General features: G+C 70.4%; 26 protein-coding genes and 1 pseudogene. 18 read left to right on the forward strand and 9 right to left on the reverse strand.

All coding sequences use genetic code 11. From position 1 onward, the window contains the following. Positions 1-136 precede the first annotated feature (136 nt). From IE274_RS12035 to IE274_RS12060, 6 genes are all read left to right on the forward strand, one after another. Positions 137-1150, forward strand: a complete 1014-nt coding sequence (locus tag IE274_RS12035; RefSeq protein WP_443732139.1) for a sugar ABC transporter substrate-binding protein — start codon at positions 137-139, stop codon at positions 1148-1150. Beyond that, complete coding sequence (locus tag IE274_RS12040; protein WP_190115655.1) at positions 1147-2208, forward strand: ABC transporter permease; 1062 nt, start codon at positions 1147-1149, stop codon at positions 2206-2208. The genes IE274_RS12035 and IE274_RS12040 overlap by 4 nt, the downstream gene beginning before the upstream one ends. Continuing rightward, positions 2205-3032, forward strand: coding sequence for an ATP-binding cassette domain-containing protein (locus IE274_RS12045; RefSeq protein WP_190115656.1), 828 nt, complete (start codon positions 2205-2207; stop codon positions 3030-3032). The genes IE274_RS12040 and IE274_RS12045 overlap by 4 nt, the downstream gene beginning before the upstream one ends. Before the next feature lie 240 nt (positions 3033-3272). Then, positions 3273-4430, forward strand: coding sequence for an ROK family glucokinase (locus IE274_RS12050; protein ID WP_190115657.1), 1158 nt, complete (start codon positions 3273-3275; stop codon positions 4428-4430). 2 nt (positions 4431-4432) lie between these two features. Next, entirely contained in the window at positions 4433-5041 is a 609-nt protein-coding gene (locus IE274_RS12055) for a sugar kinase (RefSeq protein WP_229909477.1), read from the forward strand. Between the two features lie 258 nt (positions 5042-5299). Then, positions 5300-6565, forward strand: coding sequence for a sulfite oxidase (locus tag IE274_RS12060; protein WP_190115658.1), 1266 nt, complete (start codon positions 5300-5302; stop codon positions 6563-6565). A 61-nt stretch (positions 6566-6626) separates the two neighbouring features. Here IE274_RS12060 and IE274_RS12065 read toward each other — a convergent pair whose 3' ends face one another. Beyond that, positions 6627-7616, reverse strand: a complete 990-nt coding sequence (locus tag IE274_RS12065) for an ornithine cyclodeaminase family protein (RefSeq protein ID WP_190115659.1) — start codon at positions 7614-7616, stop codon at positions 6627-6629. An 85-nt stretch (positions 7617-7701) separates the two neighbouring features. On the opposite strand from IE274_RS12065, the gene IE274_RS12070 reads away from it, so the two are divergent. The 3 genes from IE274_RS12070 to IE274_RS12080 all read left to right on the forward strand — a co-directional run bounded on the left by IE274_RS12070 (position 7702) and on the right by IE274_RS12080 (position 13140). Continuing rightward, entirely contained in the window at positions 7702-11013 is a 3312-nt protein-coding gene (locus IE274_RS12070) for an AfsR/SARP family transcriptional regulator (RefSeq protein WP_307822142.1), read from the forward strand. Positions 11014-11968: 955 nt separating this feature from the next. Beyond that, the gene (locus tag IE274_RS12075) at positions 11969-12406 is read left to right on the forward strand and encodes a hypothetical protein (protein WP_190115660.1); all 438 of its coding nucleotides are present in this window, start codon (positions 11969-11971) and stop codon (positions 12404-12406) included. Between the two features lie 242 nt (positions 12407-12648). Further along, complete coding sequence (locus tag IE274_RS12080; RefSeq protein WP_190115661.1) at positions 12649-13140, forward strand: LysM peptidoglycan-binding domain-containing protein; 492 nt, start codon at positions 12649-12651, stop codon at positions 13138-13140. Between the two features lie 165 nt (positions 13141-13305). On the opposite strand, the gene IE274_RS12085 is transcribed toward IE274_RS12080, so the two are convergent. From IE274_RS12085 to IE274_RS12095, 3 genes and pseudogenes are all read right to left on the reverse strand, one after another. Then, on the reverse strand, positions 13306-13773 hold the full coding sequence (locus IE274_RS12085; RefSeq protein WP_190115662.1) for an ABC transporter permease: 468 nt from the start codon (positions 13771-13773) through the stop codon (positions 13306-13308). A gap of 78 nt (positions 13774-13851) precedes the next feature. Continuing rightward, positions 13852-14037, reverse strand: coding sequence for a hypothetical protein (locus IE274_RS12090; protein ID WP_190115663.1), 186 nt, complete (start codon positions 14035-14037; stop codon positions 13852-13854). A gap of 89 nt (positions 14038-14126) precedes the next feature. Then, positions 14127-14962, reverse strand: a pseudogene (locus IE274_RS12095) (APC family permease); the annotation flags it as partial. A 128-nt stretch (positions 14963-15090) separates the two neighbouring features. Here IE274_RS12095 and IE274_RS12100 point away from each other — a divergent pair. From IE274_RS12100 to IE274_RS12120, 5 genes are all read left to right on the forward strand, one after another. Beyond that, positions 15091-15357, forward strand: coding sequence for a DUF1876 domain-containing protein (locus IE274_RS12100; protein ID WP_190115664.1), 267 nt, complete (start codon positions 15091-15093; stop codon positions 15355-15357). A 1066-nt stretch (positions 15358-16423) separates the two neighbouring features. Beyond that, complete coding sequence (locus tag IE274_RS12105) at positions 16424-17539, forward strand: ferredoxin reductase (protein WP_308437271.1); 1116 nt, start codon at positions 16424-16426, stop codon at positions 17537-17539. A gap of 19 nt (positions 17540-17558) precedes the next feature. Next, positions 17559-18623, forward strand: a complete 1065-nt coding sequence (locus IE274_RS12110; protein WP_229909478.1) for a fatty acid desaturase family protein — start codon at positions 17559-17561, stop codon at positions 18621-18623. A 132-nt stretch (positions 18624-18755) separates the two neighbouring features. Beyond that, positions 18756-19316 carry a DUF6328 family protein gene (locus IE274_RS12115; RefSeq protein WP_229909479.1) on the forward strand — a complete coding sequence of 187 codons (561 nt, stop codon included), beginning with the start codon at positions 18756-18758 and terminating at the stop codon, positions 19314-19316. A 140-nt stretch (positions 19317-19456) separates the two neighbouring features. Next, the gene (locus IE274_RS12120) at positions 19457-19885 is read left to right on the forward strand and encodes a hypothetical protein (protein WP_190115666.1); all 429 of its coding nucleotides are present in this window, start codon (positions 19457-19459) and stop codon (positions 19883-19885) included. Positions 19886-20077: 192 nt separating this feature from the next. On the opposite strand, the gene IE274_RS12125 is transcribed toward IE274_RS12120, so the two are convergent. From IE274_RS12125 to IE274_RS12140, 4 genes are all read right to left on the reverse strand, one after another. Then, positions 20078-20497 (reverse strand): hypothetical protein, encoded by a 420-nt coding sequence (locus tag IE274_RS12125; RefSeq protein WP_190115667.1) that lies wholly within the window; start codon positions 20495-20497, stop codon positions 20078-20080. Then, entirely contained in the window at positions 20494-21120 is a 627-nt protein-coding gene (locus tag IE274_RS12130; protein WP_190115668.1) for a hypothetical protein, read from the reverse strand. Before IE274_RS12130 ends, IE274_RS12125 begins: the two co-directional genes overlap by 4 nt. A 129-nt stretch (positions 21121-21249) precedes the next feature. Then, entirely contained in the window at positions 21250-21423 is a 174-nt protein-coding gene (locus IE274_RS12135; protein ID WP_087886387.1) for a CsbD family protein, read from the reverse strand. 92 nt (positions 21424-21515) lie between these two features. Next, positions 21516-21695: a hydrophobic protein gene (locus tag IE274_RS12140; protein ID WP_087886388.1), complete on the reverse strand. Its 180-nt coding sequence runs from the start codon at positions 21693-21695 to the stop codon at positions 21516-21518. 707 nt (positions 21696-22402) lie between these two features. Here IE274_RS12140 and IE274_RS12145 point away from each other — a divergent pair. From IE274_RS12145 to IE274_RS12160, 4 genes are all read left to right on the forward strand, one after another. After that, complete coding sequence (locus IE274_RS12145) at positions 22403-22672, forward strand: hypothetical protein (protein WP_190115669.1); 270 nt, start codon at positions 22403-22405, stop codon at positions 22670-22672. A gap of 66 nt (positions 22673-22738) precedes the next feature. Beyond that, positions 22739-23098: an ANTAR domain-containing protein gene (locus IE274_RS12150; RefSeq protein ID WP_190115670.1), complete on the forward strand. Its 360-nt coding sequence runs from the start codon at positions 22739-22741 to the stop codon at positions 23096-23098. Between the two features lie 41 nt (positions 23099-23139). Then, positions 23140-23496: a PRC-barrel domain-containing protein gene (locus IE274_RS12155; protein WP_190115671.1), complete on the forward strand. Its 357-nt coding sequence runs from the start codon at positions 23140-23142 to the stop codon at positions 23494-23496. Between the two features lie 67 nt (positions 23497-23563). Next, complete coding sequence (locus tag IE274_RS12160; RefSeq protein WP_190115672.1) at positions 23564-23914, forward strand: ANTAR domain-containing protein; 351 nt, start codon at positions 23564-23566, stop codon at positions 23912-23914. Positions 23915-24077: 163 nt separating this feature from the next. Here IE274_RS12160 and IE274_RS12165 read toward each other — a convergent pair whose 3' ends face one another. Continuing rightward, positions 24078-24680, reverse strand: a complete 603-nt coding sequence (locus tag IE274_RS12165; RefSeq protein ID WP_229909480.1) for a GNAT family N-acetyltransferase — start codon at positions 24678-24680, stop codon at positions 24078-24080. Positions 24681-24870 lie beyond the last annotated feature (190 nt).

Raw genomic sequence — 24870 nt, forward strand, 5'->3', positions numbered from 1 at the left:
CCGGGCAGCGGGCCCGGCCGCACCGAAGAGCACAGCAAGCACTGCAAACCAAAACGGCGCCGCGAACGCAAATGCGGCCCGGGCCGGGCACACCGCAGGCACAGCAGACACTGGACAGCAAGAAGGGCACGACGTCGTGGCAAGGGTTCGGACTGGAGTACGTGCGGTGGGTGCCGTCCTGGTGGCGGTGCTCGGGGCGTCCCTGGCGGGATGCAGCAGCACCGGCGGCAAGCGCGCCGAGGACGCCCGCAAGGCGCAGCAGGCACAGGGCAGGGCCGCGGTGAACACGCCGCGCTGGACGGTCGCGATGATCACGCACTCGGGCGACGGCGACACGTTCTGGGACATCGTGCAGAGCGGCGCCAAGCAGGCCGCCGTGAAGGACAACATCAAGTTCCTGTACTCGCACCACGACGAGGCCCAGCAGCAGGCGCAGCTCGTGGACGCCGCCATCGACAAGAAGGTCGACGGCATCATCGTCACGCTGGCCAAGCCGGACGCGATGAAGGCCGCGGTGGCCCGCGCGACGAAGGCCGGGATCCCGGTCGTCACGGTGAACTCGGGCTCCGCGGAGTCCAAGAAGTTCGGCGCCCTCACCCACATCGGCCAGGACGAGACGATCGCGGGCGAGGCCGTCGGCGAGGAGCTCAACAAGCGCGGCAAGAAGAAGGCCCTGTGCGTCCTGCACGAGCAGGGCAACGTCGGCCACGAACAGCGCTGCGACGGCGCCAAGAAGACGTTCAAGGGCGAGCTGAAGAACCTCTACGTCGAGGGCACCAACATGCCCGACGTGCAGTCCTCCATCGAGGCCAAGCTGCAGGCCGACAAGGACATCGACGCCGTGGTCACCCTCGGCGCGCCCTTCGCCGACACGGCCGTCAAGGCCAAGGACGGCGCGGGCAGCAAGGCGGAGATCGACACCTTCGACCTCAACGAGAAGGTCGCGGGCGGCCTGAAGTCCGGCACGCTCGGCTTCGCCGTCGACCAGCAGCCCTACCTCCAGGGGTACGAGGCCGTGGACCTGCTGTGGCTCTACAAGTACAACGCCGATGTGCTCGGCGGCGGCAAGCCGGTCCTCACCGGACCGCAGATCATCACCAAGGACCAGGCCGCCGAGCTGGAGGAATACGCGAAGCGGGGGACCCGATGAGCGCGACCGCACCTGCACCCGCACCGTCGCCCGAGAAGGTGACCGACGAGCGGCTCCTGAAGACCTCGCCGCTGAAGAAGTTCCTCGGCCGGCCCGAGCTGGGCTCGGTCGTGGGCGCCGTGGCGGTGTTCCTGTTCTTCGCCGTCGTCGCCGACAGCTTCCTGCGCGCGACGAGCCTCGCCACCGTCCTGTACGCGGCCTCCACGATCGGCATCATGGCGGTGCCGGTGGCGCTGCTGATGATCGGCGGTGAGTTCGACCTGTCGGCGGGCGTCATGGTGACGACGTCCGCGCTGATCTCGTCGATGTTCAGCTACCAGATGACGGCGAACGTCTGGGTCGGCGTGGGCGTGTCCCTGCTCGCCACCCTCGCCATCGGCGTCTTCAACGGCGTGATGCTGATCCGCACGGACCCGCCGAGCTTCATCATCACGCTCGGCACGTTCCTGATGCTCACCGGCGCGAACCTGGGCTTCACCAAGCTGATCAGCGACACCGTCTCCACCAAGTCGATCTCCGACATGGAGGGCTTCTCGTCGGCGAAGGACGTGTTCGCCTCGACGATCACCATCGGCGACGTCGACTTCAAGATCACCATCGTCTGGTGGCTGGCGATGATCGCGGTCGCCACCTGGATCCTGCTTCGCACCCGCGCCGGAAACTGGATCTTCGCGGTCGGCGGTGGCGAGCAGGCCGCCCGCGCGGTCGGCGTACCCGTCGGCAGGACCAAGATCGGCCTGTACATGGGCGTCGCCTTCGGCGCCTGGGTCTCCGGTCAGCACCTGCTCTTCAACTACGACGTCGTGCAGTCCGGCGAGGGCGTCGGCAACGAGCTGATCTACATCATCGCGGCCGTCATCGGCGGCTGTCTGATCACCGGCGGCTACGGCTCGGCGGTCGGCGCCGCGGTCGGCGCCCTGATCTTCGGCATGACCAGCAAGGGCATCGTGTACGCCGAGTGGAACCCGGACTGGTTCAAGTTCTTCCTCGGGGCGATGCTGCTCCTCGCGACCCTGCTGAACGCCTGGGTCCGCAAGCGCGCGGAGGCGACGAAATGACGACCAAGGCCGCTGCCGACACCGAGGCGACGCCGACCGAGGGCACCCCCCTGGTCAAGCTCGACGGCGTCAGCAAGTACTACGGCAACATCCGCGCCCTCGAAGGCGTCTCCCTCGAAGTGCACGCTGGGGAGATCTCCTGCGTGCTCGGCGACAACGGCGCGGGCAAGTCCACCCTCATCAAGATCATCGCGGGTCTGCACAAGCACGATGCGGGCACCCTGACGATCGAGGGCGAGGAGACCACCCTCGGCAACCCCCGCGAGGCCCTGGACCACGGCATCGCGACCGTCTACCAGGACCTGGCCGTCGTCCCGCTGATGCCGGTCTGGCGGAACTTCTTCCTCGGCTCCGAGCCGACGAAGGGCACCGGCCCGTTCAAGCGCCTCGACGTGGACCTGATGCGCCGGACCACGCACGCCGAGCTCCTGCGCATGGGCATCGACCTGCGGGACGTGGACCAGCCCATCGGCACGCTGTCCGGCGGTGAGCGCCAGTGCGTGGCGATCGCCCGCGCCGTGTACTTCGGGGCGAAGGTCCTCGTCCTCGACGAGCCCACCGCCGCGCTCGGCGTGAAGCAGTCCGGCGTCGTCCTCAAGTACGTCGCCGCCGCCCGTGACGCCGGCCTCGGTGTGGTCCTGATCACCCACAACCCGCACCACGCCTACCTGGTCGGCAACCGCTTCGTCCTCCTGAAGCGCGGTGCGATGTCCGGCAGCCACACCCGCGACGAGATCACCCTCGACGAATTGACCCGCCAGATGGCGGGCGGCTCCGAGCTGGACGACCTCCGCCACGAGCTGGAACGGGACAGCGCCCCGTAAGGGGCGCGGGGAACTGCGCGCTCAGCCAGAGAAAAGCCGCAGACGCAGCTGCCGAGTCATGAGCAGACGCGTCTGCGGCTTGTTCGTGGCTGGTCGCGCAGTTCCCCGCGCCCCTGAGGGAACCGGACCTCCCCCGCCCCGAAGTGCGGGGCACCTCAGCCCACGGAGGGGCACCGGGGTGCCCCCGGCACCCCGGTCCCGTTGTGCGCGCCCCCGCGAGAGTGAGGCAGAATCGGCCCGATGAGCACCTACCGCGACCTCACGCACCGCGGCTCCGCCCGAGCCACCGTTCTGCGGACCGTGGGCACGCGTGAGCGCCGATCCCATCTGACGGCGCCCCGCGTCCCCACCGTCGGCATCGACATCGGCGGTACGAAGGTGATGGCGGGCGTCGTGGACGCCGACGGCAACATCCTGGAGACGCTGCGCACGGAGACGCCGGACAAGTCCAAGAGCCCGAAGGTGGTCGAGGACACCATCGTCGAGCTGGTCCTTGACCTGTCCGACCGGCACGACGTGCACGCCGTCGGCATCGGCGCCGCGGGCTGGGTGGACGCGGACCGCAACCGCGTCCTGTTCGCCCCGCACCTGTCCTGGCGCAACGAGCCGCTGCGCGACCGCATCTCCGGCCGCCTCGCGGTGCCCGTGCTCGTCGACAACGACGCGAACACCGCCGCGTGGGCGGAGTGGCGCTTCGGCGCGGCCCGCGGCGAGGACCACCTGGTCATGATCACCCTGGGCACCGGCATCGGCGGCGCGATCCTGGAGGACGGCCAGGTCAAGCGCGGCAAGTTCGGCGTCGCGGGCGAGTTCGGCCATATGCAGGTCGTGCCCGGCGGCCACCGCTGCCCGTGCGGCAACCGCGGCTGCTGGGAGCAGTACAGCTCCGGCAACGCCCTGGTCCGCGAGGCCCGCGAGCTGGCCGCCGCGGACTCCCCAGTGGCGTACGGCATCATCGAGCGCGTCAAGGGCAACGTCCCCGACATCACCGGGCCCCTCATCACCGAGCTGGCCCGCGAGGGCGACGCCATGTGCGTCGAGCTGCTGCAGGACATCGGCCAGTGGCTCGGCGTCGGCATCGCCAACCTCGCCGCCGCCCTCGACCCGTCCTGCTTCGTCATCGGCGGCGGCGTCAGCGCGGCCGACGACCTCCTGATCGGCCCGGCCAGGGACGCCTTCCGCCGCCACCTCACCGGGCGCGGCTACCGCCCCGAGGCCCGCATCGCCCGCGCCCAGCTCGGCCCCGAGGCGGGCATGGTGGGCGCCGCCGACCTGGCCCGCCTGGTCGCCCGCCGGTTCCGCCGCGCCAACCGCCGCCGCGTCGAGCGCTACGAGCGGTACGAGCGCTACGCCGAGGCCCGCCGCTCCAACGACCGCACCACCCAGGGAACCCAGTAGCGATGACCGTGCCCCGCCAGCCCTCGTCCCCGGACCTGCCGGGCCCGCCCGGACCCGGCGACGGGGAGCGGCGTCCCCCGGAGGACCGCCGCCACATGCTCCGCCGCCGCTGGCTCACCGCGACGATCATCGTGCTGCTCATCGGCGTACCCGCCGTGTACCTGCTGATCTCCGCGAACCAGAGCCGCAACAGCGGCCGCGACAAGGAGAAGAAGTACTCCGCGACCGGCCTCACCGCGGGCTGGCCCTCCAAGGTCCAGCGCCGGCTGTACGACGTGCCGATCCCGCCGTACTCCGAAGAGGTCGCCTACTACGAGACCAACAACTGGCGCACCAGCCGCCTGTACGTCCAGTTCCTCACCAGCAACGACGGCCTCGACAAGTTCCTGCGGGCCACCGGCACCGGCAAGGGCGTCAGCGCGCTGAAGAAGAACGACATCACCATCAGCAGGCGCGACCGCAGGGTCGTCGGCTGGGAGTTCACCGATCCCGGGCCCTGGTGGGGCCTCACCCACGAGATGAAGAACCCCACCCCCACCCAGGACATCGTCGTGAACCGCTCCGACCCGAAGCACCCCATGGTGTACGTCGTGTCGACGACGACGCCGTAGCCGCTCCGCACGAAGCGTCCCCGAGGCCGTGGCGGCACCCCGCCACGGCCTCGTAGCATGTCGCCATGATCCTCAGCCGCAGCAGCTCCGCCCTAGGCGCCCGCCGGGCCCGTGTGCTGCCGTCGCACCGCTGTTGTTGATCCTCTCCGCTCCCTCTCGGTACGTCGCTCCTCGTCCCGTACGTCGCCCGAGTCCCTGACGCCGTACGGCATTCGCGCACCCGCAAGACCGACACGTCCGCCGCGGAAGGCTGCCCTCATGACGCCCCTGGAACCGATCGACGAAACCGCCTACGACCGCCGCCGGCTGCGGCAGTGGATCGCGGGGGAGGCCCGCGCCGACGGGGTGGCCCGCCGCGACCTGCTGCGGCTCGCCGCCGCCGCGGGCCTCGCGACCGCCGTGCCCGCGGTGGGGCACGCCCCGCGCGCGCACGCCGCGACCTCGCCCGGCATCGTCAAACCGCTGCCCGACGACGTGTTCACCGTGCGCGGCACGAACGCCGAGACCCGCTTCGACGCGCTCGCCGACACCGGCCCACTGACGCCCGCCTCGCACTTCTTCGTCCGCAACCACACCACCACGCCCCGCCTCGCCGCCGCCGCGTGGCGACTCACCGTGTGGGGCGACGGACTCACCGGCGGCGCACGGGAGTTCACGCTCGCCGAACTCAAGAAGCTGCCGTCGACGACACGCACCGCGTTCGTGGAGTGCGCGGGCAACGGGCGCAGCCTCTTCCAGACCCAGCAGGGCCAGCCGGTGCCGGGCACCGCCTGGACGCTCGGCGCCATCGGCACGGCACGCTGGCGCGGGGTCCGGCTCGCCGAAGTCCTGCGCCGGGCGGGCCTCTCGCGGCGCGCGGTGGACGTCATGCCCCGCGGCCTCGACGACGACTACGTCACGGCGGACGGCACGAACCTCGGCCGGGTGCGCCGCCCGCTGCCCCTCGCCAAGGCCCTGGACGACGTCCTCCTCGCGTACGAGATGAACGGGGAGCCGCTGCCGCCCGACCACGGCCGCCCCGTGCGCGTCGTCGTGCCCTCCTGGGTCGGCATCGCGTCCATCAAATGGGTCGGCGACATCGAGGTCTCGACGGCGCCGCTCCTCTCGCCCTGGAACACCGACTTCTACCGCCTGTTCGGCGCCCACCACCCGGCCGAGGGCTCGGCGCCGCTCACCCGCCAGACCCTCAAGTCGGCCTTCGAGCTCCCTTGGAACGCGACGCTCCGAGCCGGGGCGCGGCACCGTCTCACGGGCCGCTCCTGGTCGGGCGGCGGCACCGTCGCCCGCGTCGACGTCAGCACCGACCAAGGCGCCACCTGGCACCGCGCCCGCCTCCACGACGTACCCCGGCGCGGCTCCTGGGTGCGCTGGTCCACCGACTGGCGCCCGCGCACACCCGGACCGGCGACGCTCCTCGCCCGCGCCACGGACACGACCGGGCGCACCCAGCCGCCGACGACGGTCCACAACACGCAGGGGTACCTGTTCGACGCGGTGGTCCGGCATCCGGTGACGGTGGGGTGAGGGCCGGGCGGTGGGCCGGACCGCGCGGCCGGGTGCGGCGCCCGGCCGGGCCCGCGCGGGCTCAGGCTTCGGCGCCCCGCCCCGCTCCCCACTTCTCGTACGCCGCCACCGCCACCGCCAGGTCCTCCCAGGCCATGCCCGCCGACTTGAACAGGCGCGGTCTGCCGTCGTCGACCGGCACCTCGCCGCGCGCCAGCTCGCGCAGGGTGCGCAGGCGGCGGAGGTCCAACGCGGCGGCGGCGACGGCCTGCACGATGTCGCCGCACTCGCGCATCGCCACGGACCGGGACTCGGCGACGACCGTGGCCCGGCCGAGGAGCCGCTCGTCGACCTCGCGGGCGTCGGGCTCGTGCGAGCCGACCGCGGCGACCGTCGCGTGCGGGGCGAGCAGCGAACTGTCGAACAGCGGCTCGCGTGCCGTGGTGCAGCAGCACACCACGTCGGCGTGGGCGACGTCCTTGGGCACCGCGGCCGCCGCCGCGAGCCCCGCCGCCCGGCACCGCTCCACGAACGCGGCCACCCGCCCCTGGTCACGCCCGACGACGTCCACGTGCGCGAGACCGGGACGCACCGCCCGTACCGCCTCCACATGACCCCACGCCTGTGGCCCCGTCCCGAACACCAGCAGCCGCCGGACGTCCGGCACGGCCAGGCGCCGGAGCGCGGCACCGGACACGGCGGGCGTGCGCAGCGAGGTGAGGGCGATGCCGTCCAGCAGGGCGCGGGGCTGGTGGGTCGCGCCGTCGAGCAGGAGGTAGAGGCCCTGGATGCGCGGCAGGCCGCGCTCCGGGTTGCCGGGGGTCACGGTCGCCACCTTCACGCCCGCGTACGAGGCCGTGGACGACGGCATGAGCAGCAGCTGACCGCCCGTCACCCCGACGACGGACCGCGCGGGTTCCGCCTCGGGGTCGAGTCCGCCGTTGACGAGCACGTCCTCGACGGCGTCGACGGCGGCGCCCATCGGGACCAGGCGGGCGAGGGTGGCGGCGTCGAGGTGGGGCAGGGGCGGGAGTGATTCCTGTGGTGCGGGGGATTCGAGGTGCGGGGTCATGCGGTGATCCTCACCGAACGCGCCGCACCGAAACACCGGGTCCCCCGGCCCTTGCGACCGCTGGAGCGGGGGCCATGACCTGCGCGTGAGCGGTTGGCCACGCGTCGGAACGGTGCGGCACTATGAGCAGGTGCACATCATGATGCTCGGGCCGCTCGAGGTCCGGACCGCCGCTGGGACAGCGGTGGAGGTGCCGGGCACTCGATTGCGCGCCCTGCTGTCCGCGCTCGCCCTCGAACCCGGCCGCGTCGTCACCCGGCCGCGGCTGGTGGACTGGATCTGGGGCGACCGGCCGCCCGCGGACGAGGCGAACGCCCTGCAGGTGCTGGTGTCCAGGCTCCGCAGGGCGCTGCCGGACGGGTCGATCGGGGCGGAGTCCGGCGGGTACCGCCTAGCCGTGGCGCCCGACGCCGTCGACGTGAGCCGGTTCGAGCGGCTCGTCGGCCGGGCGCGGGCCGCCGAGGACGTGCCGCGCCGGGCGGAGCTGCTGCGCGCGGCCCTGGAGCTGTGGCGCGGCACAGCCCTCGCGGACATCGCGCCGTACGGCAGCGAGGCCGTCGTCGCCGCGGCGACCCGCCTCGACGAGCTGCACCTCGCCGCGCTCGCGGACCGGGCCGACGCCGACATCCACCTCGGCCGCGGCGCGGAACTGGTCCCCGAACTGACCGAGCTGGCCGCCGCGCACCCGCTGCGGGAGGGGCTGGTCGCGGCGTTGATGCGTGCGCTCGCCGAGGCGGGGCGGGGCAGCGAGGCGCTGCTGGCCTACCAGCACCTGCGCGAGCGGCTTGCCGAGGCCCTGGGCGTGGAACCCTCGGCCGAACTCTCCACGCTGCACACGGCGTTGCTGCGGGGGGACCGGGGTGGGCGCGGTGCAGGGGGCACGGGCGGTGGACGGGGCGAGCGCGGCAGGTGGGCCGAACGCGGCGGACGGGGCGAACGCGATGGATGGGGCGAACTCGGTGGCCGGGCGGAGCACCCCCGGACCAACCTGCGCGCCGGGCTGACCAGCTTCGTCGGCAAGGACGACGACGTCGCCGCCGTCACCGACCTGGTCGCCGAGCACCGCCTCGTCACCCTGACCGGGCCCGGCGGTTCGGGCAAGACGCGCCTCGCCACCGAGACCGCGCGCGGGATGCTCGGCGACCTGCCGGACGGGGCGTATCTGGTCGAGCTGGCCGCCGTGCGGGCGGGCGGGGAGCTGGCCCAGGTCGTGCTCACCGCGATCGGCCTGCGCGACCAGGCGCTGCTCGGCGGGGCCACGGGCGGGGAGGCGGGCCGGGACCCGGGCGGGGACGCGATGGACCGGCTCGTCGCCGCGCTCCGGGACCGTGCGCGGTTGCTCGTCCTGGACAACTGCGAGCACATGATCGAGGCGGCCGCGACGCTCGCCGACCGGCTGCTCGGCGAGTGCCGGGGCCTGCGGATCCTGGCCACCAGCCGGGAGCCGCTCGGCATCACCGGGGAGGCGCTGTGGCAGGTGGAGCCGCTGGCCCTGCCCGCGAGCGGCGCCGACCCGGCCGAGGCCGGGGCCTCGCCCGCGGTGCTGCTGCTGCGCGACCGGGCCGGTGCGGTCCGCAAGGACATCGCCTTCGACGAGCGGACCCTGTCGGCCATGGCGCGGATCTGCCGGGCGCTCGACGGCGTTCCCCTCGCCATCGAACTGGCCGCGGCCCGGCTGCGCACGATGTCCGTCGAGCAGTTGGCACTCCGCCTCGACGACCGCTTCCGGCTGCTCAGCAGCGGCAGCCGCACGGCGCTGCCCCGCCACAAGACGCTGCGCGCGGTCGTCGACTGGAGCTGGGACCTGCTCACCGAGGCCGAACGCGGCGTGCTGCGACGGCTGTCGGTGTTCTCCGGCGGGGCGACGCTGGAAGCGGCCGAGCGGGTCTGCGAGGACGGGCTCCTCGACGGCGAGGAGGTCCTCGACGTACTGACCGCCCTGATCGAGAAGTCCCTGCTGCTCGCCGACGACACGGCGCAGCCGCGCTACCGGATGCTGGACACCATCAGGGAGTACGCGGCGCACCGGCTGGCCGAGGCCGGGGAGACCGAGTCGGCGCGCCGGGCACACCTCGCGTACGTCACCGGCCTCGCCGAGACCGCCGAGCCGCACCTGTGCCGCGCCGAGCAACTGCGGTGGCTGGCCGCCCTCGACGCCGAGCACGACAACATCGGCGCCGCCCTGCGCGACGCCATCGCGGAGGGCCGCGCCCACGAGGCGATGCGGCTCGTCGCGGCCGTGGGCTGGTACTGGTTCCTGAGCGGGCGCAAGGCCGAGGGCATCGAGCTGAGCGTGGCGGCGGCCGCCCTGCCCGGCGAGGTGCCCGACGACGTGCGGGCCATGGCGTACGTCGTGGTGACGCTGTTCGTGACCGCGGGCCAGGGCGACCAGCACCAGGCGGAGAAGTGGATCCGCGAGGCGTACCGCTTCGCCCGCCGCACCGAGCGCCGCCACCCGCTGCTCAGCAGCGCCGCGGTGATGGAGCGGATGTTGCGGGAGCCCACCGGGTTCCTGCCCGCGTTCGAACCGCTGCTCGCCGACGACGACCCGTGGATGCGCGCCCAGGCCCGGCTCAACCGCGGCCGGTGGCGGCTCCGGCTGCGGACCGACGAGGCCGACGGGGAGGCGGACATCGAGCGGGCCCTGACCGAGTTCCGCGCGCTCGGCGAGCGGTGGGGCATGTCCCTGGCGCTGACCTCCCTGGCCGACCGGATCGCCCTGCGCGGCGAGTTCACCCGCGCCTGCGAGCACTACGAGCAGGCGATCACGGCCCTGACGGAGCTGGGCGCGATCGAGGACGTGGTCGGCCTGCGGGCGCACCAGGCCCAGCTCTACTGGCTGCTCGGCGACGCGGGGACCAGCGAGTCCACCATGGCCGAGGCGCAGCGCTGCGCGGACCGGGTCGCCTGGCCGGACGCGCTGGTCGAACTGGCCCTTTCGAGGGCGCAGCTGGCCCGCTGGCGGGGGCGGCGGGACGAGGCGTACGAGCACCTGGCCACGGTGCGGGCGATGCTGCGCGACACCGGGCCGAACAGCTACGCGCGCACGATGGTCCAGGACCTGTCCGGCTACCTCGCCGCCGACATCGACACGGCCCGCGCCCACCGGACCGAGGCCTTCCGCACGGCGGTGGAGCTGGCGTACGTACCGCTGACCGCGCAGGTGCTGATCGGCGTCGCGGACCTCGCGCTGCGCCAGGGGCAGCACGAGCGGGCCGCCCGGCTGCTCGCGGCGAGCGAGGGCGTGCGTGGCACCCCGGACCGCTCGCAGCCGGACGCCACCCGGATCACCGAGGAGACGCGCGCGCACCTCGGCGAACGAGTGTTCGCCGAGGTGACCCGTGCCGGCCGGACCCAGGACTGGCACGATCTTGCCGAGGCCGCGCTCGCTCCCTGACCGGCGCCCCGGGCCGGTGACCGCCGCTCCGGGCCGCTGGTGAAGGTCTGCGGTGGTTTGGTGGAGGCGGCCACCCCCGTCGGTGCGATTTTGTGCGGTGTGGCAGCGTGGAGCGGGTGAGCGAGACGAAGACTGCAGCCCTGCAATACCGCTTTGACGGGCCAGAAGACGCCCCTGTTCTGGTCCTCGGCCCCTCCCTCGGCACCACGTGGCACAGGTAGGAAGAACTGTCTTCTGGCGTCCACGTGGTCCAGTTCGACGCGGTTCACGCAGGTTTGATCTTGGTGGTCCAGGGCTGTCGACGCTGTTGGTGACAGCGACGTGACAGATGAGGCCCTTGCCGACCAAGTACCGGTCATACGGGTGTGGCGCCTGCGAGCGTATCGAGTGCCCGCCGGGAGCAGTGCCGCTGCGCGGCCGCCAGTTGCGAATCGATCGTGAACGATCGGCCGCTGACCGGAGCGTCTGATTTTCGCAGTGTCGGCTGTTGGCCGGGGATGGTGCGTTGTCGGTGCCGGGCTGGCGGGGTGTGTCTCGATAGGGGCCTGCCGATGACTGTGGTGTTCTCACGATTCTGACCGTCTGACGCGGCCCGGTGCCGGCGACGCGACACTTCGCCGGACCGGAAGGGGAACGGGCATGTCTACTTCGACGGTGCCCAGTACGTCGCTCGCGCCACAGGCCCGTCGTCGTCGCCCTGCGGGGGAGGTGGTGCTGGGAGTGGGCACGCACCAGGATGCCCCTGTGGCTGCGGTGCTCTCCTTGACGGGGACAGTCCTCGCCGCCGGCGAGTTCCCAGCCGCGGCGGGCGACCGCGAGCTGCTGAAGTGGGCCGGGAACTGGGGAGCCCTGAGGCGGCCTGAAAGGTCTTCCACCTGGTCATACAGTTACAGCCAGTACCCCGCTCGTAGGGCTGTGCCGCAGCTGCTTGATGTGGTGGGCGTCCCCCACCCCGGTGCAGCACCTGAAGGAGTACGACCCCGAATGGGCCCAGGCGTGGACCACCGACACCGCCAACGGCGGAGTCGACCATGCCACGATGCTCGCCCAGGAGAAAACCCCGGTCCTGCTCACCCACCACTTCCACATGACCGCCCCCGACACCGGACAGCTCATGGGCGCGATGCCCGACATCCAGGCAGCCCAGGCCCGGCGCCTGCTGGAATCCACCGGCCAGCCGGTCACCTTCACTCCGCTCGACGCTCCGCACGCCTGCACGAGCCGATGGCACAGCAGTACGTCGGCGTCATCACCGACTGGGTCAAGAACGTGTCCTGACCTGAGAACCGCAGACCCAGACCTCGGTCGCTGCCGTGCGCTGCGGCCGAGGCCGGCCAGGACGACCCATCACTCGATCGAACAGTGCGCCAGTCGGGCGCTGTCGAAACTGTGAACATCTGCTGCCTGATCCCGGATCTCGCGAACAAGACCACCCTCTGCCAACCCCGGCGCGAACAAGCAGCCTGACCACGACCACAGACCTTGACCGAACAGATAGAAGCACCCCCTGCTTCGGCTCATAGCCGCCCTGGATGCCGAATGGTCCCGATGCTGGCCCGAAGGGCCCATGGGTCCGTCCGGGAACCGGGAGTCGACTGAGTGATGAAAGGCGGTCCACTCAATCGAGGGGGTCTCATGACCAACCGCATCGATCAGCCCCGCAAGCTGGATCTGGTGGGCAACCCGCTGCACCTCGGCGGCATCGGCACCGGGTACGAAGCCACGCTCCACTACCGCGTCTCCGAGGGCCACGACGAGGTGAACGGATACTTCGAGGTGGGCGGCGGAACCGGCGAGCACGCGCAGTTCCACGTCAGCGTCGAACTGGGACAGGCGGCGTTCAAGGCTGACCGGCTCTTCGTCCAGGTCTACGAGAAGAGCGCCAAGGACGGCAGCGACATCAACGTCGTGACCATCCCCGTCCTGTACGGACCGCTCATCGTGCCCGGCTACTACGGCTACCGCCAGCACAAGGTCGTCAAGGGCGACACTCTGTCGTCCCTGGCCAAGGCGTACTACGGGGACGCCTCCGTCTATCAGCGGATCATGCGCGGGAACCCGGACCAGCTCAGCGACCCCGACAAGATCTTCCCGGGGCAGGTCCTGCGTATCCCGATCGGCTCCTGAGTACCGTCGGCAAGAGCCCGTGCCTCGACCGGTGCATCGGTCGAGGCACGTTCGTGGCCGCTACGGACTGCCCTGTCGGGTGAGTTGGCGGTGCGGCATGGTCACCGCGAGGGCGAGCAAGTCGGCCGCGAAGGCCGCGAGAACAGTTAAGTGCGGTGCGATGTCTCAGAGTTGACCACCGCGAGAGAGTGGTGCGGTCCAGCCGTCGACGGCCCATGCATGCGGTCTCGCGTGGCTGGCCACCCGCAGCCACGCGGACACGACAGTCAGGGGCCACATGCAGCCGCCGAGCACGCCGAGCCTGATGCCAACGGCGGTTCCGACGGCGCCCGCTTGTTCAGGGGTGTGGAACACCGCGCCCGCCAGCACTCCCGCCCCCCGTGCCCACCAGAACCCACAGGATGTCAGTGCGCCGGCTGCGATCGGATCGCCCCAGGAGACACCGAAGGGCGACACCCCGATGCCGATGATCAGCAGAGACCGCAGCAGGGTCAGGGCGGTGTATGCGAAGGTGTCGCCGAGAATCAGGCCACCCGCCGTGGTGGGGACGTCAACGCCCGCCTGTAGACGCCCAGTTGGGGTGCCGGTCAGATGTAGGCAGAAGGCCTCCGAGTCCGGCTCGATGACCCTCACGCCCTCAACGTGCACCGCACTGCGATGGGCGAAGCCAACCGGCCCATGCGCCGGTTCTCAGGGCGAGGCGCTCGGCAGCTACCTGCCGGACTGGATCCCGGAGATGAGCTCGGTCGCGAGATCGGGCTGGGCAGTCAGGTAGGTGTGGTGGGCGGGGTGCCCCGGCGTCTTCCAGGTGAGGGTGATCCGGGTCCAGCAGTGCCCCATGCCGCTGCCGTCGTAGGTGACGTTCCACCTGGTCGGTACGCCCTTGGCGCGCAGCACTCCGTCCTTGTGGTGCGTGGCCTCCCAGCAAGTCGAGGTCTTGCGCAGGTCACTGGTCAGGTAGTGGCTCCGCAGGGCGTTGGTGAGGCGGCCGTGGCGACCTGGGCGATCACCGTGCCTTGGTGGTACACGGCGCAGTCGGCATCGAGTCCGGTGAGCCGACAGGCGTCCTCGGCGATATGCACTCTGGAGACCAGGGCGAGCGCGGTCGCTCCGACGAAGAGGCCGAGGGCGATGGCGCCCATCACGGCCATCGTCGTCGCGGCGTTCTTCGATTTCGGTTCGCGGAAGGCGGGCACGCCGTTCGAGATGGCCTCCACCCCCGTCAGGGCCGTGCATCTACCGGAGAAAACGCGCAGGACCAGCATCACCAGGGCCAGTCCGTCAGCTGGGCGTCGCCGCCCTCGGGAGCGATCCCGTATCCCGCGGATTCGGCGACCGGCGCGTCACCCAGCAGATACCGGAAGAGCCCGGTACCGATCATGATCACTACGCCACCGACGGACAGGTACGTGGGCGCGGCGAGGGCCCGCCCCGATTCGCGCACGCCGCGCAGATTCATGTAATCGACCAGCAGGGTGGCGGCGACCACGAGTCCGGCCGACGGCCCGAGGTTGGTGGCGGCGACTCCGTACGATCCGCCACCGATCGGGTAGGCACGTACGACCTGGCGGTAGGAGAGCACCACTATCGTCAGGAGTGCGACGACCGCAGCGGTGATCCACGGCGCGAAGTGCAGCTATGCCAGGCCGCCGAGGGCGAGGACAAGCAGGATCTCCTGCGTGGCGTACGCCACCGAGGAGAGGGGGTCCGAGGCGAACACCGGCAGGACCAGCCGTTTGGGCAGCAGCGTCTCGTGCCGTTCTTCGCTGCGCATGGCACGGCCGATCAACAGGCGCTTCAATACCGACGTCAGGTGCACCACATCGCGAGAGTTGATGCTTTTGGCGAAGACCTCGTGGGCGGTGCGCGGCCTGGACGCGGGGCCGTTTGGGTCTATGGCGGACACGGGTGACAGCGCACACTGAAAGCAGCAGAGCGGGAGTGACCGTGATGGAAGCCAAGCAGTGGACCGTGCAGATCTATATCTCCGAAGAGGGCGACGAGACCCGCGCCCGCGCTGTCCTGACCGTCGGGGACACGTCCAGCGTCAGCGGCAGGGGGGTGGCCCGCAGGAACCCCATCGACCGACCGGTACCGGAGATCGGCGATGAACTCGCCGCCAGCCGGGCGCTGGAGGACCTGGCCATACGGCTGCACGACGTGGCGTCCGACGACATCGTGCAGTTGACCGGGCCCGTCGAACCGCGGCATCACTGAACTCCGCGGACCGCGTGAGCTGTTGTAGGGCGACGAGTGGGGTTGCCGCCGCCTCCTGCTGCCCACATTGGCCGGGGGTGCAATGGGCGGTGCCCGGAAGCGGTTGGCCCGACGCCGTTGCCGGTGCCCGCCTGTGGTTCTGGTCAGCAGCGCAGCAGTAGGTCGGTGGGAGCCGCGCTCGGCGTCCGTGTCGAGTGGCCCAGCTCGTGGAGTGTCTCTTGAGCGGCTGTGCGTCGGCTCGATTGACCCCATAGGCCCACGGCGCCGGGACCGGTTCGGGAGGCGGGGGACGAGCAGCGGGGATCTGGGCCATCCGGGCCCTGTGCCGAGGCCGCAGCATCGGGTAACTCAATGAGTAACCGGATTGTGCGGCGGTGCCCTGACCCTGAAGCCGCATGGCCTTGAATACGGGGGGCGACATGTCGCTGGAGAGCACCTACTGGAGCGTGATCGAGGAGCACCAGAGGATCGGGAAGATCCAAGTTCCCCCGAACGAGCTCCATATCTGTTTCCAGTTCAAGCCCGGGTCAGTGGGCGAATTCGGGCTGATCTGCCGCAAGGCGGCCCTCTACGCTGCGCACGCGTACTTCATCGTCCCCTACCGTGTCGGAGCATTCTCGACTTCGCCCGAAATAGACGAGCATACGGGCGAACTCCGGAGCGCTCACGCGTCATCGCGACGCCGGGGTGCGGTGGCGGAGGTCGCGATAGCGAAGCGGGCTGTGCGGGCGCAGGCTGGCTCACCGATGTGGCTTCCAGGTCAGCCAGTCAATGGCGTTCGGCGGCCTCCCCGCGAAGGTCCAGCAGCCTGGTGAGTAGGCTCCCAAGTCAGTCTCTTTTCACGGGGGCGGGCGGGTGTCGTGGAACCGGCACGGTCATTCGGCCAATTACCTTTGGCACGCCCCGGCTTGCCCACGCAGGCCACCGCACTGCGCGGACGCGCGCCCGCCGGATACCGCAGACCGCGTGTGGCGGGATGCGCCTCCTGGGCGCGCGTCCGTTCACACAGTCGTGGTTACCTTGCCTCAGCCGGGCCCGGGACGACTCGACGTACGCAGCACCCGTCGTGCTGCGCGACGAGAGGAATCCGCGTATGCCTGAGTTACCGGCCCTCGCAAGCAGACTACTGAACGTGGCCTCCTGGCTGACCAGCCCGCTCACCCCGGACGACTTTCTCGGACTGCTCGACCCCCTGCTCGGCGCCCGCTTCCCAGTAGGGCGGGTGACAGGGGTGTGGCCAGAGACTCCGGATGCTGTCACGCTCGCTCTGCGGCCCGGCCGGGGTTGGTCGGGGCACCGTCCTGGGCAGTACCTTCCGGTCGGCGTCGAGATGGACGGCGTAGGGCAGTGGCGCACGTACTCCCTCACCTCGGTGCCGGGCCGGGAGGACGGGCTCCTGACGATCACCGTCAAGGTCGCGCCCGACGGCAGGGTTTCCCCGCAGCTGGCCCGCCGGACTCCACCGGGCACGGTGCTTCGACTCGGTCCGGCGCAAGGCGAGTTCGTTCTGCCGGACCGTCTCCCTTCCCGCATCCTGCTGGTGACCGCCGGCAGCGGCATCACCCCGGTCATGGGCATGCTCCGTACGCTCATGAGCCGTCGGCCCCCACACCCTGATGTCGTATTGGTGCACAGCGCACCCTGCGCCCGGGACAGCATCTTCGGTCCCGAACTGCGCGCGGCCCGGCGGCGGTTGGACTGGCTGGACTATGTCGAGCACCACACTCGGCCGCACGGCAGGCTCGCCCCGGACGATCTGGCCCGGCTCTGCCCCGACTGGCCGGAGCGGGAGACCTGGGCGTGCGGCCCGGCCGCCCTGCTCGACGCAGTGGAGTGCCATTGGGGCCGGGCGGGGCTCGGCGAGCGGCTCCATGTGGAGCGTTTCCAGTGGGATCCGGTCCTGCCGCCGGAGCACGATGCCGCTTGCGGTGGCCGGGTGCTGTTCACCCGTACCGGTACTGAGGTCACTGCGGGCGCGGTCACCCCGCTTCTCGTCGTGGGTGAGTCGGTGGGGGTGGTGATGCCGTACGGGTGCCGGCGCGGGATCTGCTTCGGCTGCCTCACCCCGCTGAGGTACGGCCGCGTGCGCGACCTGCGTACCGGCGAAGTCCACGACCGGGCCGGCCAGATGATCCAGACCTGCGTCTCGGCGGCGGCCGGACCGCTGGCCCTCGACGCCTAGCCACCCAAAGGAGATCCCCGTGGCTCTGACCCATCCTGCCGCCATCGAGACGGCCCTGGGCAAGGAACTCGGTGAGGAGCTCGACCGGATCCGTGCCGACATCATCGCCGCGCGCGGCACCGACGACGCCCGCTACATCCGTACCGTGATCGCCACCCAGCGCAGCCTGGAGGCGGGAGGGCGGGCCGCTCTGGCCGTCTCGCTGTTCCCGCCCGCCTGGGCCGCGGGAACAGCGATGCTCTCCGTCGCCAAGATCCTGGAGAACATGGAGTTGGGCCACAACATCCTGCACGGCCAGTGGGACTGGATGGGCGACCCGGCGATCCACTCGGCCACCTGGGAGTGGGACTTCCTCACTCCGGCTGAAGCCTGGAAGCACACGCACAACCACCTGCATCACACCTGGACCAATGTCGTCGACCGTGACCGGGACCTCGGATACGTCGTGTTCCGGATGAGCGGCGACCAGCGCTGGCGTCCGCGCCATCTCGCCCAGCCGCTCTACAACTTCGTGCTCGCGCCGCTCTTCGAGTGGGGCATCGCGCTGTACGACCTGGAGCCCGATGCCGTCGCCGCCGGCCGCAAGTCGTGGCGTTCCCTCGCAGCCGACCTGACCGGGTTCCTCACCAAGGCCACCCGCCAGCTCGCCAAGGACTACGTGCTCTTCCCGCTCCTCGCCGGGCCCTCCGCCCTGCCCTGCCTGCTGGGCAACCTCACCGCCAACACCGTGCGCAACCTGTGGTCGCACACCATCATCTTCTGCGGCCACTTCCCCGGCGACGTGCAGACCTTCACCGAGGAGCACATCGACGGCGAGACCCGCGGGCAGTGGTATCTGCGGCAGATCCAGGGCTCCGCCAACATCGAGGGCGGCCCGCTCTTCCACGTGCTCAGCGGAAACCTGGGCCACCAGATCGAGCACCACGCCTTCCCCGACTTGCCCAGCAACCGCTACGCCGAGATCGCCCCGCGCGTGCGGGAACTCTGCGAGAAGTACGGCATCCCTTACGTCACCGGCCCGTTGTGGCGGCAGTACGGCTCGACCTGGGGACGCATCCTGCGCTTCGCCGTGCCGGGGAAATGAACTCCACAGACGGAATCCAGGTGTTCGCTCGGAGGGTGAGTCCTGGGCCTGTCTGCCTGCACGCCTCGTGGGCTCGGAATGCTCTGCCTGGCCTGGCGACGGTTCGGCGTGTGTCGACTAGCTTGCTGGGACATGGCCGAGGAGAGTCCCCGTACGCCGCGCGAGGAGACGACGCTGGAGCGGGCCGACCGCAATTTCGGCGAGCTGCTCCAGGAACTGCGGATCATCCAGACCGGCGTCCAGATCCTGTTCGCGTTCTTGCTGACGCTGGCCTTCACCGCCCGCTTCCCCATGCTCGATACGGCGCAGCGCGCGATGTACATCACGACGCTGCTGTTCGCGGTGCTCGCGGCGGCCCTGTTCACCACTTCGGCCGCGCTGCACCGCACGCTGTTCCAGCGCGGGGCCAAGCCCGAGGTCGTGCGGACCTCTTCCAGGCTCGCAGGGGCGGGCATGAGCGTCCTGATGCTGGCCCTGACCGGTTCTGTGCTGCTCGTCGTCGATGTGGTGCTCGGCCGGGTGGAGGGTGTGATCGCGGGGAGTGCGACGTTCTTGGTGTGCGGCGGATTGTGGGGGCTGTTGCCGCAACTCGTCGGGTGGCACGCCGCTCGGGCCGAGGCCCGAGTGGATCTGACGGCGGCTACCGGCTCAGGCCAAGACGCCGCTGGTGGAGGTCCCGTGACTGATCGTTGACGCGATTGCTTCAACAATGGGTTCACGACAGCGAGTTGTTGCCAGGCCGGTCGGGCGGGGTGGCTGGATTGCGGGGTTGTGATGGGGGCGGGGGCGGCTGTCGGCGGCAGTCGAGGGGCAGGTGGAAATGGGGGGACCTCATGGCGTTACTTGTGGGCACCGTCACGCTGCAATCGGATGCGGGACTGAGTCTGGCGGCGATCGGTTTCGGTGGTAGTGCCATCGCCGCCATGCTTGTTCCGCAGGACGGGCCGCGCGAGCACTGGACCGTGAATGTCTGCGGGGCCGGATTCCAGTTGATGAACAAGGCGACCGGCAAGCTCCTGGGGGTGCCGACGGCGCAGTTCGGCGCGGTGGTGATGACGATGCCGAGCGGGACGGGCAAGACAACCTGGACCGCCCTCCCGAGCGGCGACGGTGTGATTTTGCAGCTGGCGGACCATGATCTGAGGATCGAGGTGGAGGACCCCTTGATGAATCCCCCGCAGTTCCTCATCGCGACCACGGTCCAAGAAGGAGCCTCCTGCGGTACCTGCTGGAGCGTGAAGCCGGTGGCGCTGCGCGTGTGACAAGCCCGGCCGGCGGGAGATCCTCCGAGCCGCTTCCACCACGTCATGCTCGGTGCCGTCTGCTGGGCATCGAGCGGATCGGTCCGGCGCCGGAACACAACCGCCGCACTTTCGACCGGTGTGGGCTTGCGCACCGGCTTCGGGCGGCGGCTGTGCTTCCTGCGGGGCGGCAGTTTCACTGCTCGGCGGGCGTTACATGTGCAGCAGTAGCTCTGTGGTCTCCTTGTACTGTCGTAGCGCGAGCCGTAGTTCCTCTGTCTGAGCTTCGGTGTCCTGGCCCTGCCAGCTCGCGCGCAGGACGCGGCGCCGCTCCGCGAGGGTTTCGGCCAGCTGGGTGACGGCTTCGTCGAAGACGCCGTCGGCGTCCTCCACGGCCTGGTGCGGGCTTTCGACGAAGGTGTTGAGGGCCTGCTGGAGTCGCATGGTGAGCTTGTCCCGTTCGCCCTGCGCCAGCAGTGCGGACCCCGGTGTGCGGATGGGCGCATCAGCACCGGTGACCGGCTCACGCGGTGCGCGAGCGGCCTCGGTGCGAGGCGCCTGCCCGGCGTGCTGTTCGACGAGATCCGGGCGCTCGCCCTGGGGTTGTTGTGCGCGTTCCTGGTCGTACATCATCGCGTGCTACTTCCCTTCGCATGGCGCCGGTTCAGTGCCCACGGCGCGTGGCCGCGGGCGTCGGGAGACTGCGGACGGCGCCGGTCCGGTTCGGCTGGTTGCTCGGTGACCAGGGCCTCGAAGAGGCTGCGGGCTCCGATCATGGCCTCCCGCATTTCCTCGGTGCCGCTCTGGCCGCGGGCGGCTGTGTGCATGCTGCGGTAGCCCTGGACGGAGTGGGCGTGGTGGACGGAGAGCGCGGCCAGCTGCTCCTCGAAGTACTCGCCGTCGGGAAAGCCCCGGTCCCTGGCCAGATGCGACAGCAGCGCATCGGCCTCGATGACGGCCTTCTGCGGGGATTCGACGAACTGCTCCTGAACGGTGGCCCATTGAGACACGTAGTGCTCGCGATCCTCGGGCGACAGCGGCTGCTCCTTGAGGGAGCCGTACCGCTTCACCCGCTCCCTGAGCTCCCGGTCGGCGCCCTTGGTGTCGCCGTCGTGTCGGGCGACGGCACGGTCGTACTCGGGCCCGAAGCGCCGCTTCAGCTCACGACCGCCACTGCCCCGGGTACGTCCACGCACGACGAAGAAGAGGGCGGCTGCCGCGATGACGAGCACCGCGATGATGACGATGGTGATCATGGCTGACCTCTTGGGGTCTTGACCCGTTGATCGCTCTGCTGCATTTTCATCAATCCCTGTCGGCTCACTCGTGTTGGGGCCGGCCGGTTGGTGCCCACGCGACGTGGGCGCCAACCGGGGCATTCGTGGTCAGGGCCGGAAAGCTCCCTTGGCCTTGTCACCGGACTGCTTCAGATCTCCGGAGATCCGGTCGGTCCTGCCCTGCCTCCGCAGCCGCCTGTTGCCGGTGGTCCTGCCGAAGCGTTCCGTGATCCGGCCCGTGAAAGCCTGTGTCTTGTGCCTGATCGTTCGTCCCACGCTCATGGCTGTCCTCTGCTCGTCCCCTGGATGGGCTCCCGCGCCTGATTGCCGTGCAAGCCGCCCTATCCGCGGGCAGGACAGGGGGCTGGGGTGGATCAGCCGTGGCTGCGGCCGAACCGGCGCCTGCCACTGCCACCGCCACCGCGCCCGCGCATCACGAAGCCGACGAGCCAGAGGACCAGAAGTACAGCCGCGACGTACCACAGGATCTGCATGGTGAAGCCGAACCCGAAGATCACCAGGATCAGCAGAAGGAGAAGAATCCACAAGAGCATCGCCGGGCCTCCAGATCGCGGAGAGGTTTCCTGATTTCCGCGGGGTCCGGGCGAAGCGGGAAGGTGGAATGCCTCGCCCGAACGGTCCGGAGCGGCATGGCCCTACGCCGTGCTGTCAGTCAACGCCCGGCAACTTCCCTTGTCAACGGCTCGTGGGGGCGGACGGGTTGGGGGAGCACAGCCGGGACTGCCGGGGTAATCGGAGTCTGGACGGGAGCTTCGGTCGGCTCGGCCGGTGGCAGGACATGCTCCTCCCACCAGGACAGGCCCATGACGGTGGCGAGCAGGACGAAGGGGACTGCGGCCGGAACGATCAGCGCGTACATGCGTACCGCCTGGGGGCAGATGCGTGCGATGCGGCGGGCAGCGGATCGGTGCCCGCGTGGAGCGCATCAAGACCGTGCCGGGATCACGTGGCGAGGGGCGGGTGCGGGAGCGGCCAGGCTCGTGACGCGGCGGGTTCCGGCAGCGATGCGCACGGTGCGCTCCTGGGGAGCGCGAGGGCTGTTCGGCGCTGCCGGGGGCTGGGGCGGCACGGCGCACGCTAGCCTCAGCCGCAGTCGCTGACCAGATGCCAAGTGCGCATCTACGTCGTGCAGTTACGCAGTGACGCGGCGAGGTATCCGCAGACGCTGGGCGGGACTACGCTGTGGGGTGAGGCCCCAGTCCCCGGCAGCGATGCTCATTCCGCTCCGGGGAGGCCCGCCGTGTTCGTGCTCCTGTTCATCCTCCTCGCGGTCCTGTTCGGGCTCGGCTTCCTCAACGCCTTGTGGTGGGTGGCCGCGGCCGTGCTGGTCTTCGCCCTTGTCCACTACGGCAGGGGCGGTACCGGGGGCCGGGGCCGCGGGAGTGATTCCGATTACGGGGAGTACCGGGACTACCGGGATCGGCAGAATCGCTGGGACCGCCGCTACCGACGCCAGCGCCGAGGGCGCTGGATGCGGCAGGACCGCCGGGACCGTGAGCACCACAGGTGACCTGGAGATCGCCCAGACACTCCGGGGAGTCAGGCCAGCCACGAGGAACTCGGCGAGGTACCTGTCATGCCGCGGACGACCACGATCCAAGCGGAGCAGGTGAACTTGGCTGTCGAGGCCACCTGGGGAAGCGTGTCCCCGGGGCAAGATGTCGCCGCCCTGCGCACCGAGAACGATCAGCTGCGCCGGACGATGGCTGGCCGCGCGGTCATCGATCAGGCGTGCGGCATGGTGATGGTCCTGACTCCGTGCCGCCGGTCGGCAGCCCGGGGGCTGCTGGTGGATGTTGCGCGGCAGTGCGATCTCAGGCTGCGAGAGGTTGCTGCGGCCCTGGTCGCCACCACGGAAGACAAGTCTCTTCCCGAGCAGATACATCGGGCGCTACGCCGTGCGCTGCGGCGCCTCCATGCAGCCGACCGGCGATGAGCGGCAGGCCAACCAGAACAGCCCTCCGGGAGGGAGACGTCATGATTCACGCAGCCGATGTCCGAGAGTGGCGCGACCTCGCCGTCGTCGACACCGAGGCACACAAGATCGGTGTCCTCGAAGCGGTCTATGTGGACACCACCACCGACGAACCGGCCATGGCCACCGTGCGGACCGGACTGCCCACCCGGCGCCGGCTGATGTTCGTCCCCCTCGACGACGCGATTGTCGGCCCGGATTACCTCAAGGTCGCCTATGCCAAAGCACTGGTGAAGACAGCCCCATCGATCGGCACCGACGACGTCCTGCCCGCCGAGGACGAGGCAGCGATCTTCAAGCACTACGGGCTGCCCTACGAGCCCGGGACGGCCGGTGAGCGGCAACTCGCCCGCCGCTGACCGCCTGTGGTGCCCGTGGGGTATGCGCGGGCTATGGCTCTCGTCACTGCGTCGTGAGGTAGGCACCATGCATCAGGCGACCACGCCCTATGACGAACTGCGGGTGACGGTTGCGTCTTCGGCAGGGGATGCGTCTCTGGTGGCCGAGGTCATCAAACTGCGCGCGGAAAACGATCAGTTGGTCAGGGCGCTGTCGAGCCGTGCGGTGATCGACCAGGCGCGCGGCATGCTGATGGCCCTGGCGCCCTGTTCCAGTGAACGGGCCTGGGGACTGCTGGTGGACGTCTCGCAGCACTGCAACATCAAACTCCGTGACGTGGCCGCGGCCCTGATCGCCACGGCCCGGGGCGAGCTGCTCCCCGAGCGGATCCAACGCGAACTGCATCGCGCGCTGAGGCGCCTCCGTGATCAGCGGTGATGGCTCGTGCGCTACGGGCGACACCGGGAGCTGTGTTCTCAACTCTCCGGTGCCTTCGTCCGGGTCGACCGTCGGGCGCCCCGCTCGGGTAGCCCGCGGTACGGATTCCAAACGAGGGCCCGGCAGCATCTCCGCACGCTCCGCGTCTGCAAACCGAACGCGGCTACTCGGGTCGCTGGGTCCGGGCGTTGTGAGCCAGGCCGTCGGGATGGTCTGCCGTGCGCGCTCCGAGCCGGAGGACGAGTACGCGTAACGCTGCCGGGGACGGTGGCTGCCGGTGGATCTGCCCGATCTCCTGCCAGCCCCAGGCTTCGAAGGCGGCGAACACCAAGTGATCGGACTGATCGAGCAAGGTGACGCCGAGGGATGCCTGGTGGTCGGCGAGCAGGCGCTCCTGCAGACGGCGGGCGAGCCCGCGGGCGTGCCCATGCGGATGGATAAGGGTTTCGGTGATCGCGAAGACATGTCCGGACGCGGTGAGTTGCTCGAGGTTCTGGGGCAGAGGGCCGTCGAACCCCTGCCACCAGGAGCCGTCTCGCGCCACGGGAACTCCGTACGCGCAGCCGGCCAGTGCTTCCGCCTCGGCGACCAGCATGTCGAATCCCGGCTGTTGGACGTCGTGCGCGAGGCGGTGCAGGAACTCCTGTCGGCCGTGGAACTCCTCACCGGATGGAGTTGTGGAGGATTCCACGTACAGGTCCGCGAGGTCCTCTCGTAGCTCCTCGGCCTGCCAGCGGTTTAGGCGGCGCAGACGCACGGTATCCATGGCGGACGGCTGTGAGCTGTCGGGTTCATGTGGGTGCTGCGGAGTGTGCATGGGCGCCTCGGTTCAGGAGACCGGAAGACATGCGGTACAGCATCGTGCCCAACTGGCAGTGCGTGGCCGGGGTCTGGGGCGTCTGCTTCGCAGCATAGCCCCGGATGGGCACTACGTTGCCGTCCGCTGATGGCCCGGA

Source organism: Streptomyces flavofungini, from assembly GCF_014650815.1.
GTDB lineage: Bacteria > Actinomycetota > Actinomycetes > Streptomycetales > Streptomycetaceae > Streptomyces > Streptomyces flavofungini.